This is a genomic window from Paenibacillus sp. NAIST15-1 (genome assembly GCF_001894745.1).
Classification (GTDB): Bacteria; Bacillota; Bacilli; order Paenibacillales; family Paenibacillaceae; genus Paenibacillus_B; species Paenibacillus_B suaedae.
In genome coordinates, this window is record NZ_BBYF01000001.1 from 281741 (window position 1) to 297872 (window position 16132).

General features: G+C 48.8%; 17 protein-coding genes. 6 read left to right on the forward strand and 11 right to left on the reverse strand.

Annotated features, from left to right (window positions below):
• Nucleotides 1–27: 27 nt before the first annotated feature.
• Genes cbiB through cobD form a run of 3 tightly spaced genes read right to left on the reverse strand, consistent with a single transcriptional unit; the run spans nucleotide 28 to nucleotide 2875 of the window.
• Nucleotides 28–993 (reverse strand): adenosylcobinamide-phosphate synthase CbiB, encoded by a 966-nt coding sequence (gene cbiB / locus PBN151_RS01275; RefSeq protein ID WP_072727341.1) that lies wholly within the window; start codon nucleotides 991–993, stop codon nucleotides 28–30.
• A 40-nt stretch (nucleotides 994–1033) separates the two neighbouring features.
• Complete coding sequence (locus PBN151_RS01280; RefSeq protein ID WP_072727342.1) at nucleotides 1034–1753, reverse strand: adenosylcobinamide amidohydrolase; 720 nt, start codon at nucleotides 1751–1753, stop codon at nucleotides 1034–1036.
• Nucleotides 1754–1780: 27 nt separating this feature from the next.
• Nucleotides 1781–2875 (reverse strand): threonine-phosphate decarboxylase CobD, encoded by a 1095-nt coding sequence (gene cobD, locus PBN151_RS01285; protein ID WP_072727343.1) that lies wholly within the window; start codon nucleotides 2873–2875, stop codon nucleotides 1781–1783.
• Between the two features lie 358 nt (nucleotides 2876–3233).
• On the opposite strand from cobD, the gene PBN151_RS01290 reads away from it, so the two are divergent.
• Nucleotides 3234–3692 carry a phosphatase gene (locus PBN151_RS01290; protein ID WP_072727344.1) on the forward strand — a complete coding sequence of 153 codons (459 nt, stop codon included), beginning with the start codon at nucleotides 3234–3236 and terminating at the stop codon, nucleotides 3690–3692.
• Nucleotides 3693–3818: 126 nt separating this feature from the next.
• Here the strand turns inward: PBN151_RS01290 and PBN151_RS01295 are convergent, their stop codons facing one another.
• Nucleotides 3819–4379 carry a nitroreductase family protein gene (locus tag PBN151_RS01295; protein WP_072727345.1) on the reverse strand — a complete coding sequence of 187 codons (561 nt, stop codon included), beginning with the start codon at nucleotides 4377–4379 and terminating at the stop codon, nucleotides 3819–3821.
• 167 nt (nucleotides 4380–4546) lie between these two features.
• On the opposite strand from PBN151_RS01295, the gene lplA reads away from it, so the two are divergent.
• Complete coding sequence (gene lplA, locus PBN151_RS01300) at nucleotides 4547–5551, forward strand: lipoate--protein ligase (RefSeq protein WP_072727346.1); 1005 nt, start codon at nucleotides 4547–4549, stop codon at nucleotides 5549–5551.
• Between the two features lie 140 nt (nucleotides 5552–5691).
• On the opposite strand, the gene PBN151_RS01305 is transcribed toward lplA, so the two are convergent.
• The 3 genes from PBN151_RS01305 to PBN151_RS01315 form a co-directional block, all read right to left on the reverse strand.
• Nucleotides 5692–6549: a MurR/RpiR family transcriptional regulator gene (locus PBN151_RS01305; RefSeq protein WP_021256356.1), complete on the reverse strand. Its 858-nt coding sequence runs from the start codon at nucleotides 6547–6549 to the stop codon at nucleotides 5692–5694.
• A 518-nt stretch (nucleotides 6550–7067) separates the two neighbouring features.
• Nucleotides 7068–8087: an ROK family protein gene (locus PBN151_RS01310; protein WP_072727347.1), complete on the reverse strand. Its 1020-nt coding sequence runs from the start codon at nucleotides 8085–8087 to the stop codon at nucleotides 7068–7070.
• A complete protein-coding gene (locus PBN151_RS01315; protein ID WP_072727726.1) occupies nucleotides 8084–8893 on the reverse strand; it encodes an N-acetylmannosamine-6-phosphate 2-epimerase in 810 nt (269 codons plus the stop codon). Before PBN151_RS01315 ends, PBN151_RS01310 begins: the two co-directional genes overlap by 4 nt.
• A gap of 194 nt (nucleotides 8894–9087) precedes the next feature.
• On the opposite strand from PBN151_RS01315, the gene PBN151_RS01320 reads away from it, so the two are divergent.
• Nucleotides 9088–9990 carry a DMT family transporter gene (locus tag PBN151_RS01320; protein WP_072727348.1) on the forward strand — a complete coding sequence of 301 codons (903 nt, stop codon included), beginning with the start codon at nucleotides 9088–9090 and terminating at the stop codon, nucleotides 9988–9990.
• Nucleotides 9991–10091: 101 nt separating this feature from the next.
• On the forward strand, nucleotides 10092–10901 hold the full coding sequence (locus tag PBN151_RS01325) for a Cof-type HAD-IIB family hydrolase (protein ID WP_072727349.1): 810 nt from the start codon (nucleotides 10092–10094) through the stop codon (nucleotides 10899–10901).
• 80 nt (nucleotides 10902–10981) lie between these two features.
• Here PBN151_RS01325 and PBN151_RS01330 read toward each other — a convergent pair whose 3' ends face one another.
• Nucleotides 10982–11359, reverse strand: coding sequence for a MerR family transcriptional regulator (locus tag PBN151_RS01330; RefSeq protein ID WP_072727350.1), 378 nt, complete (start codon nucleotides 11357–11359; stop codon nucleotides 10982–10984).
• Nucleotides 11360–11492: 133 nt separating this feature from the next.
• Between PBN151_RS01330 and PBN151_RS01335 the strand changes: the two genes are divergently transcribed.
• Nucleotides 11493–11912, forward strand: coding sequence for a carboxymuconolactone decarboxylase family protein (locus PBN151_RS01335; protein WP_227774273.1), 420 nt, complete (start codon nucleotides 11493–11495; stop codon nucleotides 11910–11912).
• A 20-nt stretch (nucleotides 11913–11932) separates the two neighbouring features.
• Here the strand turns inward: PBN151_RS01335 and PBN151_RS01340 are convergent, their stop codons facing one another.
• Nucleotides 11933–12811: an MBL fold metallo-hydrolase gene (locus PBN151_RS01340; RefSeq protein ID WP_072727351.1), complete on the reverse strand. Its 879-nt coding sequence runs from the start codon at nucleotides 12809–12811 to the stop codon at nucleotides 11933–11935.
• Nucleotides 12812–13015: 204 nt separating this feature from the next.
• On the opposite strand from PBN151_RS01340, the gene PBN151_RS01345 reads away from it, so the two are divergent.
• The gene (locus PBN151_RS01345; protein WP_072727352.1) at nucleotides 13016–13741 is read left to right on the forward strand and encodes a glycerophosphodiester phosphodiesterase; all 726 of its coding nucleotides are present in this window, start codon (nucleotides 13016–13018) and stop codon (nucleotides 13739–13741) included.
• A 104-nt stretch (nucleotides 13742–13845) separates the two neighbouring features.
• Here the strand turns inward: PBN151_RS01345 and PBN151_RS01350 are convergent, their stop codons facing one another.
• Together PBN151_RS01350 and PBN151_RS01355 are read right to left on the reverse strand one after the other, a co-directional pair.
• Nucleotides 13846–14949 (reverse strand): sulfate ABC transporter substrate-binding protein, encoded by a 1104-nt coding sequence (locus PBN151_RS01350; RefSeq protein ID WP_072727353.1) that lies wholly within the window; start codon nucleotides 14947–14949, stop codon nucleotides 13846–13848.
• 32 nt (nucleotides 14950–14981) lie between these two features.
• Complete coding sequence (locus tag PBN151_RS01355; RefSeq protein ID WP_072727354.1) at nucleotides 14982–16130, reverse strand: sulfate/molybdate ABC transporter ATP-binding protein; 1149 nt, start codon at nucleotides 16128–16130, stop codon at nucleotides 14982–14984.
• Nucleotides 16131–16132: the final 2 nt, after the last annotated feature.

The following is a 16132-nucleotide window of genomic DNA, read 5'->3' on the forward strand; positions in this document are numbered from 1 at the left end:
ATTTGTACTCCTTCATCCGCCATTCGTCTACAGAAGCCATCCTCCGCGCACATATAGGAGCAGGCCTGCCAGAATAACAAAGACTGTCGAGCTGCTTACGAGCAGCCTGCATACCGCAGGCACATGCTCTGCTTGCAGAGGCTGCTTCATATCCCCCATATAAGCGCGGAACGAACGTATTCCTTTATACACATTATAACCACCAAGCCTGATGCCAAGCGCACCTGCTGCTGCTGCCTCAGCCCACCCGCTATTCGGGCTTGGATGCTTGCTTGCATCTCGAAGCGCCATTGACCAAGCCCTGCGTGCATCATACCGATGAATCCAAGCGCTCAGCGTGATGAGCACAGCAGTGATCCGTGCTGGTATCCAGTTGGCGATATCATCGAGGCGGGCAGATGCCCAGCCCAAATTCTGATATTTCTCATTTTTATAGCCGACCATAGAATCGAGCGTATTCACCGCACGATATGCCATAGCCAGCGGAGCGCCTCCGATAAGTGCGAAGAATAGCGGCGAAATGACCGCATCAACAATGTTCTCCGCTACCGTCTCGACGGTAGCTCGCACGACTTCCGGTTCATCCAATTGCTCTGTATCGCGGCCGACAATCATGCCGACTTCTCGCCTTGCACCCTCTAAGTCCTGCTCCTTCAGCCTCCGATACACAGCCATCCCTGCATCCTTCAGTCCTTTTGCCGCAATTGTCGTTCCAATGAGCAATGCCTCGGCAATCCATCCTACATATTCATGAACATGATATAGTCCTGTTAATATAAGCCAAGTCGACGCATACGCTCCTCCTACCATGATCATCGGCAGCAGGATGCCTAGCGGCTTGAGTGCCTGCTCGGAAGGACTTATCCTGCGTATAACACGTTCTACTCTGCTTATTCCTTTGCCAATCCCAACGACTGGATGCGGGATAGCCCGAGGATCGCCTACAATCCGATCCCATATGTATGCTGCTATTATGATGAGCGCTGCTGTCATATGTCTACCACCCTAGTAGATTGTTCTTCTCTGTTAGCGGTCATGCTTCATGCTGAGTCTTGACGGACTCATATACGGTAGTATACACGAGTTGTCCGACCGCATGACCCAATGTGGTCGCTGTCCCTGCATAGCAATGCACAGGTTCATATCGACCAGTATCTATCACGGCAAATGCAATTGCATCTGTCGTCGTCCCCGTGGCAATGCGCCCCGTCTCTGAATCCAAGATGCCCAGATCAGACAGAGCCGCACATTTGGCCTCCGTTGCCGTCATGAACACATTCCATACCGCGGCATCAGACAATTTGCCATCCATAATAAGAATGGAATTAATCGTCCCTGGCTTCAATGGTTCATAAGCTGAGAATACGCGCCGCGGCATCCCTGCGCGAGCCGCATTAGACGTTCCGGCAGTCGTCACGCACAGAAGCGAGCATTCATCCGCATCCTGCTCAGCAACAGATGCATGGCTCACCTTAGCAGCGGTCATAAGCCCAACTGTCTGCTCCGGAGCGTACCCCTTCTCTACACATGTCAAACGAAGGTACTCTATCGGATCTGCACAATTGAACTGATAATGAACCATCTGATTCAAGATGCGATTGCCCGTCCATTGCCCTCCATGATATACAGCACTGCTCCATATCGGCGCTGCCTGTGGCAGCTCAACAGCGATGAGAGCATCCTCCCAGCGAATATCTACTCCTGCAATATGTCCAGATGTAAAGGTACAGTTGCCCTCTCGATATGGCTGCATCCCACTTCTCCTTCATTCTGTGTTTGTCTACTGTAACACAGCTGCAAGGGCTGACGCTACAATTGCATTCGCAGCGCGATCCTTGACTGCCAATCGGAAGTCTCTCTCCGTCAGTCCAACATACATATCGCAATTGCGAATGAGAATGCCAGATCGGCATAATTCGGCCTGAAGCGACTTCGCCGTCCACCCTTCTGGAGCTCTGCATAATAGGAAATTCGCTACGCTTGGCCATGTTCGAATGCCTAACCTATGCAGCTGCTGACGTAGAGCAGCCCGTTCTTCAACGATGAGAGCTCGTGTTGAAGCCGCGTATTGATCCGCTTGCTCGTCCGTCAGGAGGGCCTCCCCTGCCGCTAGTGCCAAGCCATTGACACTCCATGCCACCTGCATAGCCGACATCGCCGCAATATGCTGCGGCTGGGCGATTGCGTACCCGAGACGTAATCCAGGAATCGCATAGAACTTCGTAAGTGAACGAAGTACAATAAGATTCGGACATCGATGAACGAATGGAATCAAGGAATGCTCCTCTTCATTCGCAAAGTCAATAAAAGCTTCATCGATTACGAGAATCGTAGAAGCAGCTTCTGCTGTGGCTGCAAGTCTTCCCAGCAGCATACGATCATATAATGCACCATTCGGGTTGTTCGGGTGGCCGATAAATACGACATCCGCCTGCTCAATAAGCTCTGTCAGCTGAGACTCGGTAGCACGGAAGTCGTTATCCTCACCGCCAACCCTATGCATCACTTCTGCTCCGAACTTGCGCGACAGCGTCTCATATTCAGAGAAACAAGGGGCAATAACGCCAACCCGTTTAGGCCGAATCGCCAGCAACAGCAGCGCCATGCATTCTGCAGCCCCGTTGCCAATGCTAATCAGTGCCTCGTCGACCCCTAACCTCGCAGCTAAGAGCTTCTTCATCTGCCGATGTCCAGGATCCGGATAATGAACGATTGACGGCATCATCTCGCTCCTCAGACGATCTATAACAGCCGAAGGCGGACCAAGCGGATTAATATTCGCACTGAAGTCCAGCAGTGCCTTACGATCGACGCCGAACGCGTCCGCAGCCGTCCACACATCCCCACCATGCCCGAATCGTTCAATTGTGCCCATTGCTGTCTGCCTCCCAATGATGTCAATTGGATTTGTCCAAAGGTTGAAAATATCTATGTACTGCTAGCTCCACGAACCGGAGCTTTCCAATATGGAATCGTTTCTACTCGTCCATTATGCGTAACAGAGCAATGTTCGTCAAACGAATTTTCCTGTAAATATGTGCAGTTCTTCCGTTCACTACGGGCGTTGCGGTGCGATTCGCAAGCAATTATAGTGGAATTGCAAAGGTTTTATTACGAAATGCCAAAAAACATTGGTCAATCGCACACTGTAACACTTCTGTTAATTGCTGTATAATCTTGTTGCACCACACATCTTAACAGGTGTGATATGTCATGGATGAGGAGGGATGATTATGTCGGTGCATCACAAGACATCATGGGCTACTCTCAGCGCCGCCATCATTGTCACCATCTATTACGCTGCAATTCTATTTCGACTCAAGGGAGACATTGGATTATACAGCACGGAAATGATGGCCCTTGCCCGGAACGTGTTCGGAATTGCCGTCGTCGTTCAAGTCGTTATGCACTTTATCAATTTTATGTCCAAGGATGAGGCCGAGGACAAGGAGCTTGCTCGTTCGGTATCCATGCAGGCCAATCAGTTCAGCCTACTCTTTCTCGTCCTTGCTGTAGCTTGCTGTGCGGCCTATTTAATATATGTATCGGATACACGCACCCTATTGCTGTCTCCGCTCGTATGCGCTCATTTGCTTGTCTGTGTGCTGCTGGCTGCGTGGGTGATCAAGCACTCCTTGGAATTAATGCTGTACCATCGTTTTATCAAGGCGGATCCATTAGATCATCCTTGATCATGTAACCGTTTACTTCGTGAATATTACTATCCGTGATACAAAAGATAAGGAGTGCCCGATCAGCATACGCTGCGAGGCACTCCTTATTGTTAGGACAGAGCCAGTTGCACTGGCCATCCTCCTTTATTGATCGATTACAGTGAAGAGTTGCTCCGCACTCTTACGCGGGCGAGCCTTCGGCGCATCGTCAAAGTAGCCGATGCGGATTACCCCGACAAGCTTCTCGCCTGGTTGTACGCCAACCATCTCACGATATTGCTTGTTGTAGATATAGTCGCCTGTATGCCACAGCATGCCAAGACCCTGTTCCCATCCAAGCAGCTGGAAGTTCTGAATCAGAGCGCTCACCGCTTCCAAATCCTCTTGCCAAATATTCGGACGAGGGTCTTCAGGCATAACCACATGCAAATAAGCAGGGACATGCATCAAATGCTCCTCGAACTTCTGGCGTTGCTCTGGCGTTGCATCTCTTAGCTTAGTCTTATCTAGAATGGTAAGAAGTCCGTTCATAATACGCGCCTTTCCTTCTCCTTCCGCATATATGAAGCGCCAAGGCTCACGCAGTCCGTGGTTCGGTGCCCATACTGCGTCATTCAACAGCTGCAGCACTAGGCTGCGATCAACAGGCTTGTCGTTGAATTCATGTATACTTCTACGTTCTCGAATAATTGAAGCAATTGACATTCTAAAGTCCCCCTCAATAGGTTGCATTGTAACCGTCTTTGTTACTTCACATCATATCACCTGTGATAACGATTATCAATATCAAATCTATTTTGTATTCTCTTGCAAATCGTATACAATAGAACTATATGCACCAACAGCTTCTACATGAAGGAGACGGACAAGCTATGAAGTTTATTGATAATCAAGGCATAACAGACCCGCGGATCAATCTTGCAATCGAGGAATTCGTATTGAAGCATTTGCCGCTTGAGGAAGACAGCTATCTTCTATTCTATATCAATGAGCCATCGATCATTATAGGTAGAAACCAAAATACAATCGAAGAAATCAATGCCGAGTACGTGAAAGATAACAACATTCATGTTGTGCGTCGCCTTTCTGGCGGTGGAGCTGTATATCATGATACAGGCAACCTGAACTTCAGCTTCATTACTAAGGATGACGGTGAGTCCTTCCATAACTTCCGCAAATTCACCCAGCCTGTTATCGACACCTTGCACGCTCTCGGCGTGAATGCCGAGCTAACTGGACGCAATGATATCCAAGTTGGGGAACGCAAAATTTCAGGAAATGCCCAGTTCGCTACCCGTGGCCGCATGTTCAGCCATGGAACGCTGCTGTTCAATTCGGAAATGGAACATGTCGCATCTGCACTTAAAGTGCGCCAAATCAAAATCGAATCCAAGGGCACGAAATCTGTGCGCTCCCGTGTTGCCAATATAGCGGAGTACTTGAAGGAGCCAATGACCATTGAAGAATTCAAGGCTTCGATTCTGCACCACATCTTCGGTATCGAAGCGAATCAAGTTCCGCAGTATGTGTTGACTGAGCAGGATTGGGAGATTATTCATCGAATCTCCGAGGAACGCTACCAGAACTGGGATTGGAACTATGGCCACTCTCCGAAGTTCAATGTGGAGCATACGAAGAAATTCCCTGCCGGAATCGTCGATGTACGATTGGATGTAGCGGATGGTGTGATTCAATCAATGAAGATATACGGGGACTTCTTCGGAATCGGCGAGGTAAGTGATATTGAGGAACGGCTCCAAGGTGTTCGCTATGAGGAACAAGCCGTCTCCGAGGCAATTGGAGATATGGACATTAATCATTACCTCGGCAACATTAGCAAGGATGACTTTGTCGGGCTGCTTATGCTGCAGGAATAGTCCGTGAAGCAGATAGAGGCGTCCTCTCTTGATGAGAACGCCTCTTCGTTATGTAACGCGAAATATACCGGGCGTCGCCCGATCCAATTCAGACTACTTGTATGTCTTATCATAGTCATAAAGCACTGAAGCTCATAAGCTTAGTATAGCTTGTCCAATACGGACTTGGCCGTTTGTTGAATTGCCTTGTATGCCTTCTCCTTATCTTGTAAGGCAACAGCCGTCGACAGAATATCGAGGACATGGATTTGTGCAATTTTCGATGAAAAGGCCCCACCCTCAAGAGGTGTCTCCTTGGATTTGATCAGCAGAATGGAGTCTGCATATTTCGTAATAGGGGACTTTGCATGACTCGTCAAGCAAATGAAAAATACGCCATTCTCCTTCGCCAATCGAATCGTGTCCACCAAATCCTTCGTACTGCCTGATGTTGATATGCCGAATACGACATCTTGTTCAGTCATAAGTACCGCATTCATCGCCATCACGTGTGGATCTGTTATCGCTTCCCCAGTGTAGCCAAGCCGCATAAAGCGATACTGTGCATCCATCGCTGTCATAGCAGACGAGCCTACCCCCATGAAGAATAGGCGCTTCGCATTCACGATGGCTTCGACAGCCTTATTCAGTTCCTCCATATTCAGCAAGGACAGCGTATGCTCAAGCGACGCGACATTCTCCATTGTCATTTTCTTCGCTACAACAGCCAGGTCATCACTCTCATCAATCTCACTATCTTCATGTTTCAGTGGTGATACCAGATCTTTAGCCAAGGATAGCTTGAAATCTTGGTAGCTTTTAAAGCCCAGATTACGACAAAAACGCAGAACAGAAGTCTCGCCCGCACTTGCTCGCTCCGCTAAATCCGTAACTGTCGCATATAGCACCGATTCGGCATTTTTCAATACATAGTCTGCTATTTTCTTCTCCGTCTTCGTCAGTGACGGATAGAGACTTCTAATCAGCAGCAGTGTATTGGTATGTTCACCTGCGACCATCTCATGATTCCCCCTAACTTCTTTATGTATTTCAATCCGTATGATGCGGCACTCTATAGCGTATCTTGTGCCGGATTTGTTTATTTCCATGCCAGCTCACAACTACTGACACAATCCTAGTGTTCGGACTTCCCTCACTCATAGTTCATCGGTTCAATCGATGTATTGATCGTACTAGGCAAGATTCCACATGCCTCATTCACCATCCGATTAACAGCCATCCACGACGTCAGTGGTCGGTGCTTACACCAAAGTCATCATGCACAACCCATTCACAGGGAAATTCGAACTAACCTTATCATCTAATGGAACGATTAAAAAATCAACATGTTGATAACAAAATAATGAAAGCGCTCTTACTTAGTGATAGCTCAAGCAGGGTCACTATACCATACAGTCCCCGACGTGAACTGCTTCGATTCATTGGTAAGAACACGATAAAAAAGCGGCAAACAGACAGTTCACGTCCTGCTATTGCCGCTTATTACGATCGATTTATTATGCAAGTTATAAGTAGACTAGATTACAGAAAAATGGTCGGAAGGTTGGGTCGAATGAAGCTCCGTCCAAATACAGTTGGCAGCTCCGACTACCCCAGCATGCTCACCCATTTCAGCAGCATGGAGTTCCACACCATCTCCCCAATATGCAGGCATGCACATCTTGCGCATCTCTTCCTTAATTGCTTCAAGCAGCCATGCCCCTTGTCCGATAACAGCTCCACCTAATACAAATCGACGACTATTGAGCACATGCTGCAGCGTCACAAGCCCAACCGCGATGTTTCGAATATATTGGGTAATGACCTCATTTGCTGCCAGATTGCCACTACGTGCCGCTGCGAACCAAGCCTCTGGCTTCTCCTCACATTGAGGCAATATTGATGCCGCAGAAGAGCTGCCTTCAAGAGAAGTAATCTTCTCTCTCATCATCCGCTTCAAGGCATTTACAGAAGCATACTGCTCCCAACAACCGATCAAGCCACAAGTACAAGGCTCGCCATCCATCTGCACGATGAAGTGCCCGAATCCACCCGCATGGCCATCAGCCCCGCCATAGAGTGCACCCTCTTCAATAATCGCACCTCCAATTCCTGTACCGAGCGCGACGCAGACGAATTGATCCATGCCTCTGCCTGCGCCCTTCCAGCTCTCCCCGAGGGCGATTGCATGCACATCGTTAATGACGCGAACCGGCACCCCCGTCGCTTCATGAAGCAATTCTTGAACAGGAGTCCCGCTCCAACCCGGCAAATTATCCGTCGCATAAGCCACATGCCCATCGCGATGAATATAGCCTGCGGAACCTATACCAATGCCTTCTACTGCCCACTGGTTCTGTGCCGCCTCACTCCGATAATAATGAATAAGCTGCTTCAGCTTGTTCAGCAGTTCGTCTCGTCCAAGCATAGCCTCTGTAGGAATGGTACGGGAATGAAGTACATTTCCCTGTTTATCTACAATGCCGCTCTTTATATTCGTTCCACCAATATCAATAGCGATGACGACAGATTCATGACTGTTCACTGCGTCTGTCATGATAACGCCTCTCCTTTGCTGGCAGGTTCATTCCCATCCTGGTTCTGAGCAATCACAGGAATGACCGAGCCCGACATCGCCGCTTGGACGGGGACTTGCCCCCCTTTTATCTTGGAAACAAATGAACTGGTAAGCGTATGCGGACGTGTAATGGCCGTGCCCACTACAACGGAGAATGCGCCATTTCTCAAGGCTTCCTCCGCCTGCTCCGGTGTATGGATGCGTCCTTCCGCGATGATCGGCGTTGACACTGCTGCGGCCAGCCGCTTGATCAGCTCCATATCCGGCTCCTTCTGCTGCACGCTATAGGGCGTATAACCTGATAATGTCGTAGAAATAAAATCAAAACCCAACTCCGCCGCTCGAATCCCTTCCTCATAAGTTGAAATATCCGCCATCAAGGGGATGTCATATTTTGTTTTGATAACGTTTACAATGTATTCAAGCGTTTCACCCGATGGACGCGGCTGCATCGTGGCATCAAGCGCGACCATGTCAGCGCCGGCAGCAATCATCACTTCAACATCCGCAAGAGTCGGAGTTATATATACGTTAGAACCCGGATATTCCTTCTTCCATATTCCGATAACCGGAATGCGAATCGCTTCCTTAATCGCTGCAACATCTTGCGGCGAATTACTGCGAATTCCGGAAGCACCGCCATTCACGGCTGCTAAAGCCATGCGCACCATCATATCGCTTCCATACAACGCTTCCCCTGGATACGCCTGACACGATACAATCAAATTTCCTTGTAGTTGTTCAGCAAGCTTCTCTACTCTTTTGTTCGTTTCCTCTACCTTCATCGTTTCCAACTCCCATAGGTTAGAAATAATCATCCAATATTTCGACCACATTTCGGATTCTTACTCCAATTTAGCATGGAAAATGAAGGATGTAAAGGATAGATCATCGAAAACTGTGCTTTACAGCATGCACTCTTTCTTACATGATAAGAGTAAAATATTTGAAAGTGGGAAGGGAGTCTAGTTTACTCATCATGAAACGCACATGGTTGGCCGATGTATGTCTCTTGCTCGTTGCATTGATTTGGGGCAGTACGTTTCTTGTTGTTCAGCATGCTGTCCATACTTTGCCCCCTCTTGCCTTTAATGCAATTCGCTTTGCATGCGCTGGACTGCTGTTTACAGTCGTTCTACTTCTTACAAGACGAACCTTGACTATCTTCCTGAACAAGCGACTGCTTCTTCACGGCGGGATACTTGGCTTATGGTTATTTTCCGCATATGCGTTTCAGACCATTGGACTGTTATACACAACGACAACCAACACCGGATTTCTAACGGGTCTATCGGTTGTGCTGGTTCCTTTCATTACCTTATGGCTGTCGAAGCAGCGGCTGACGCTCCCAACTTGGATCTCCGCACTGCTTGCTCTTTGCGGGCTGTATTTGCTCGCCTTCAACGGTGGAGCGGCTGAGTGGAATAAGGGAGACGGACTCGTGCTGCTCTGCGCTGTCGGCTTCGCCATGCATATCGCCCTGACAGGCCGTTTCGCATCGCAGCACGATACACTGCCGCTTGTTACCGTACAGCTTATGACTGTCGGCATTCTATCTGGTATTAGTTCGGCCATCTTCGAACCGCAGCTAACAATGAGATTGCTCGGGCAAGCCTTATCGGAACCGAAGGTGCTGTTCGCACTTGCTATATCCATTGGGCTTTCGACCGCGTTTGCCTTCTGGGCGCAGACTTGGTGTCAGAAATATACCTCCGCGACACGCGTTGCGATTTTATTTGCGATGGAACCGGTATTTGCCGCCATTACGGGCGTAACCTTTGCCGGAGAAGCGCTGGGAGGATGGTCGCTTGCGGGATGTGGGCTTATTTTTATTGGAATGATCGTTGCCGAATTGAAATGGAGCGGACATGCTGTACAATAGAAGTAGAGAGAAATACGGGTGTTCGTGGATAAAAATGTGACGAGCCCCTATTACCAGTACATGAATATGTGCTGCATAGATAGGAGAGAAACTCATAACCCATGTATAAACTTATCGCAATTGATGTAGACGACACGTTGATTAATGATGACAAGCAGGTAACTCCCGGCACGAAGCGTGCATTGGAGCTCGCCGTTCAACAAGGCGTTACCGTTACACTTGCAACAGGACGCATGTATGCTTCTGCTCATAACATTGCCTTGCAGACAGGTCTAAATGTGCCTCTCATTACGTATCAAGGCTCTCTGGTGAAGAACGTAATGGACGGTGAAGTACTCTACGAGCGTGCAGTGCCGCACAATGCTGCGCTTAAGCTGCTTCGCTACTGTGACGAGCACAATATCCATCTGCAGTTGTACATTGATGACAAGCTGTACGCTCGCGAAGAAAATCAAAAGCTGATTGACTACGCGAACTTGAGCCGCATTCCTTATTTCATAGAACCTGACTTTGATCGTCTGCTCGCTTCCCCTTCCACGAAGATGCTCATGATCGACGAACCGGATCGACTGGATCGTGTTGCGGAAGAACTGAAGGAACTGCTTGGATCAGAGGTTCATATTACGAAGTCAAAGCCTCATTTCTTAGAGGTTACCCATTATGAGGGCACGAAGGGAAGCGCATTGCGCCATTTGGCGGAACACTTCGGCTGCAGCTTGGAAGAGACGATCGGTATCGGAGATTCATGGAATGACCATGATCTGATCGAGACGGCTGGACTCGGTGTTGCGATGGGCAATGCCGTTGATTCACTTAAGACGATTGCAGATTATGTAACAGAGAGCAACAATGATGAAGGAGTACGTCATGTCATAGAGAAGTTCATCCTGAATCGTGACAGCGCGAACTAATCACACCTAAACGAAGCACCGCTTTCGACCAGACAAAACCGTCTGGGAAAGCGGTTCTTTTTTAATCAACCGCACAGGTATTACTCCACTGGGTTCTCCTCTAGTCGTTTATAGTGCTCAATTTTGGATTCAATCTTCAGTAGATGCTCATGCAACTCCTTAACTTGTGCCATAACCTGCTCTTGATGTTCCTCCAATAACGCACGTCGTGCACGTATCGTGGAATCCCCTCTGCTTCGCAAATGAGAAAACTGCTGCATCTCCCTGATTGGCATGCCTGTCGCACGCAATCGGAGCAGGAAATGAATCCACGCTATGTCCGATTCCGTATATTGCCGGTAGCCATTTGCATCACGCTGCACTTCTGTCAGCAACTCAATCTTTTCGTAGTAGCGCAACGTATGTACGGACAGTCCTGTCTTATCTGCAATTTGTTGGATCGTAAAATAGGTTTTCATAATGGAACATTATATCACGCCACCCAACACCGAAAAAAAGGCTTGCTATAGAGCGCACTCTAATGTGTAGCATGTCATTCATGCAGTGCATTCCAATACGATTGGATTATCTATCTTAAAGGAGGACTTCCCGATGATGAATGTGGATAATGAAGAAAAAGTGGCAACTGAGCGTTATCAACGAGGCTGGGACAGGTTGAAGGAAGTAGATGGCGAGGCAGGCGAGCATGTGATTGAATCCTTGAGCGGGATTGCCCCTGAGCTTGGTCAATATATTATTGAATTTGCTTTTGGAGACATTTATTCTCGTGAAGGACTGGATTTGAAGCAGCGTCAGCTCGTCACACTTGCGTCTCTCACTACTCAAGGCGGATGCGAACCGCAGTTACATGTCCATATTCGAGCAGCACTACATGTCGGTCTAGCTCCTAACGAAATTATTGAAGCGATGATTCATTGTGTTCCATACACCGGATTCCCCCGCGTCCTCAATGCCATATTTACAGCTAAGCGAATATTTGAAGAACAGCAGATAAGCGTCGTACCTCTCTAGCAAAAAAAGGGTAACCTCGGTTACCCTTCCACTCGCATCCCTGTCCGCGCAAGTGCCACATTTGATGGCAGCTCATAGCTTGTACGAAAATCAATGTCATGGGACATATGCGTAAATATGGCCCGCTTCGGACAGATATCCTGAAGCAATTCCACAGCCTCGACCATGTCGTATACGGAACGGGTCTCATAGGCTGCCTGTTCATGATAAAAATTCGTTCCCAATATAAGAAGATCAAGATCGTGGAAAAATTGGCGTTCCTCAGCGCCCAGTCCAATTGCATCCGATGCATACAACCAGCTATTCAACGCAGTGGATTCCGCATTCGCGGAGTCTTCATTCCCTTCTAATTCCTGCCTCCTCGCTTCCGAATACGGTTCCTCCGTTCCCGAGACGGCTTGAAGCCGATCAAAGCGATACGCGTAGGAATAGCCATTCTTGCCATGATTGACCCGGATCGGTTGAATGGACCAGTCCCGCCACTGCCATGTCTGCTCGATATCTTCGAATTGGATGAACCGCTCAAGCCATGGATACATCGTTCGAATCAATTGATTCACCTCTGCGGGAGCAATAACATGCCCTTGTCGATCCACCCAGCGGCATGCATCCGCATATGCGGGGAGCCCTGCGATATGATCCTGATGCGCATGGGTGATGAGGATATCATCTATCCAGAACAAGCCTGCACGTTCCATCTGGCCTGTCCAATCCGGCCCGCAGTCGATGAGAAGCCGTTCGTCAGCTCGTTCAATCACAACAGAGGAACGATAACGGCGGTTCTGTCCTTCCTCACGCGCCTCTCTGCACACCTCACAGTCGCAATATACTCGTGGAACCCCCATGGAGTCTCCTGTCCCCCAAAAAGAAATTGACCAACTCTTTTCCTCATAATTCATGTCCATTTTTCTCCTTCAGCTGCGTATATATTTACAAGAACAACACGTAACCGTTATAAAATCTCCATTGTTCTTCCATCATGTATCAAGTATAATCGGAGTCAATTCCGCATGCACACATACTTACATACGGATCCTATGATACATGATAACGCAGTTATCATCACATTCGCTATCATGTTCGTTATAATGAGGAGGATTATCATGAGTTCCAACGCACTGTTCAATGATGTTGAAATTGTCGCTCACCGTGGCTATGCAGCGGTGCATCCCGAGAATACGATGGCGGCATTCCGCCGTTCCATCCAAATGGGCGCCGATACGTTAGAAATCGACGTACATCATTCGAAAGACGGCATTCCCGTCGTCATCCACGACGATACACTGGATCGAACAACAACGGGCACAGGACGAATCCGAGAGAAGACGGTTGCTGAGCTTCAGCAGGTAGATGCCGGCAAGAAGTTCAGCCCAGAGTTCGCTGGATGCGGTGTTCCACTGCTGGAAGAAGTGCTTGAATTATGCGGGGGAAAAGTTGGCCTTCAGCTGGAATTGAAAGAACATAATACAGAAGAGGAACTTCGCGCCATCCTTCATCTGTTGAATCAATATGATATGACAGAACGCACGATGTTTATCTCTTTTTACCCAGACAATCTGCATATATTACGCAGCCTAAACAACGAGATTGAGCTTGCGCTCCTGTCAAGCGAGCTTGTCGATTTGAAGGCAGTAGCCGAGCTTGGCAACGCCACACTTCTAATTCAGTTGTCGACAGTTTTGGAGTATCCGCAGCTCGTCGCTGAGACGCAAGCAGCCGGTGTAGGACTTGGCGTCTGGACCGTTCGCAGTCTAGAAGATGCGTATAAGCTCGTTGAGATTGGTGTTCGCAGACTGACAACGGACATTCCATTGTATCGCGAAGCTTAGTTACACTTGCTCTGCAAGAAACCATATGACTCTTACTTACTACGAAACCATACATAAGCGCAGACCTCTCGAATAATCGGGCAGTCTGCGCTTCATTTATTATTTCATTCTATTCCTGCTAACACCTGATACCAAACTCCCCGATTGCTGTACAATTTCTCCCTAACCTCATCCCATCCGCCCATATCATCAATATGAAACAAGCCATCTGGAACGGGATAGGCCTTGATGGTCTCTTTAGCAACCTGCTCATTCACAGGACGGAAGCCTGCTTCCGCGAACATTCGCTGCGCCTTCGGCTCACGCAAATAATCGACGAGCGCTTCCGCAGCTTCCTCAACTTGGTGCTTCCTCGCATATTTCCTCACAACAACAACTGGATTCTCGATTAGAATCGTATGCTTAGGAAGAACCATCTCATAAGCTACGCCTTCACGTTTGCGGGACAGGATCTCATTTTCATAGGTCACAATTGCATCCCCAACACCATACTCAAATGCCGCCATCGATGCTCGGCCACTCTTATCCATGGACAGTACGTTATGATGGATGCGCATCAGCAGCTGCTTGGCGAAAGGCGGCCCATCATTCCCTTGCTCAGCTGCCATCTTCAACCCTGCTCCGTATATGGCATTAATATCCCACTGTGCACCACCTGATGTCTTCGGGTTCGGGTATAAGACATTTACCCCTTCGCGAGTCAAATCCGTCCAATCCCGAATGCCGAGAGGATTGCCTTTCCGTGTACCTATGACAGCAACAGAACGAGTAACCATGCCCTGATAAGCATCCTGCTGCTTCCAATCTGAGTTAATCAGCTTCGCACGTTCGAGCTTATCTATATCTCCTTCCATGGCGAGAAGGGCTACATCCGCTTCCATACCGCCAGCTATCGCTCTAGCCTGAGTACCAGAGGCTTCATAAGACTCCTGAAAGACAACCTTCTTCCCCGTCTTCGCCTCCCAGTCGGCAGCGAATTGTGGGAGTATGCGCCCTAGCGCGTCCTTCACAACTGAGTAGGCACCGATTACGATGGTCACCGTATCCTTGTCAGAAGCAGAGATCTGCTTCATGGCTAAGGCTCTCTCCGTCCCATTTCCGTCTTGACCGCCTGACTCACTGCTGCAGCCCGGCAGTACCACAAGGAGTGAGAGTATGAACACTGCCATCATTGCCGTAAGCCTATCTCTGGTCTTAATCCGACTCATGGACGTCCTCACCCCTCGACCACGATCCGTGTTCAAATATGAACCGGCATTGGGTCTTCTTTTAACGCATTTTCCACTACCCAACTCCGACCCCCCTCAAACACATAGACGCGATGGACGAGCACCTGCACCCAATCCCCCGTCTGCAGCATTGGCTTCTCCAATGAACGATATGTTTTCAATATCATGTCGCCAACTTCAATGACCACCATCCATTCACTCCCACGGAATTGAAGTGACTTCACGGTACCGTGTATGCAGGCAGATGCCATTTTCAATTCACCAGGCAAACCTACCTCAATATATTCAGGGCGAATCAATGCCTTGAATTCGGCTCCTTCCTGAAGCGCCTCCCGAACATACGGAGTCTCAAGTACAGCTTCTATAGGATTAGTTGAGGAAGGAATAGCCGTCTGAAGTGACGACGAGAGAGTCTCGAATCCCCGAAGGGAGTCCAGATCCGAAATAATCGTCGATTCTCCAATAAATTCAGCTACGAATGGAGTGTTCGGAGACTGATAAATATCCCACGGTGTCCCTTTTTGCTCCACACTTCCCTGATTAATAATCATGATCTCATCAGCAACTTCAATCGCTTCATCCTGATCATGGGTAACGAAGATGGAGGTAATGCCAACCCGTTCAATCAGTTCCCTCAGCCAGCTGCGCAGCTCCTTCCGAATCTTGGCATCGATAGCAGCGAATGGCTCATCCAACAGCAGCAGCTGGGGCTCAGGAGCCAATGCACGTGCAAACGCAACACGCTGACGCTGGCCTCCTGACAGCTGGTGCGGATATCTGCGCTCTATCCCAGACAACCCGGTTAGCTCGAGCAGCTCTGTAACCCGCTCACGGATGCGATCCTTGGGCCATTTCTGAATCGTCAGCCCAAAGGCAATGTTGTCATAGACAGTCATATGCTTGAACAACGCATATTGCTGGAATACGAAGCCGATGCCGCGCTGCTGGGGCGGGATTTCATTGACCCGATTCCCTTGGAATCGAATTTCACCGCTGTCTGGCTGCTCTAGGCCAGCTAGCATGCGCAGTACAGAAGTCTTCCCGCCACCGCTCGGTCCGAGCAAGCCGATAAGCTGACCCGCTTCAATGGAGAAGCTGACGTCACGCACTGCATGATAGGAACCGAACCATTTGTTGAGCTGATTTACCTCAATATGCATCG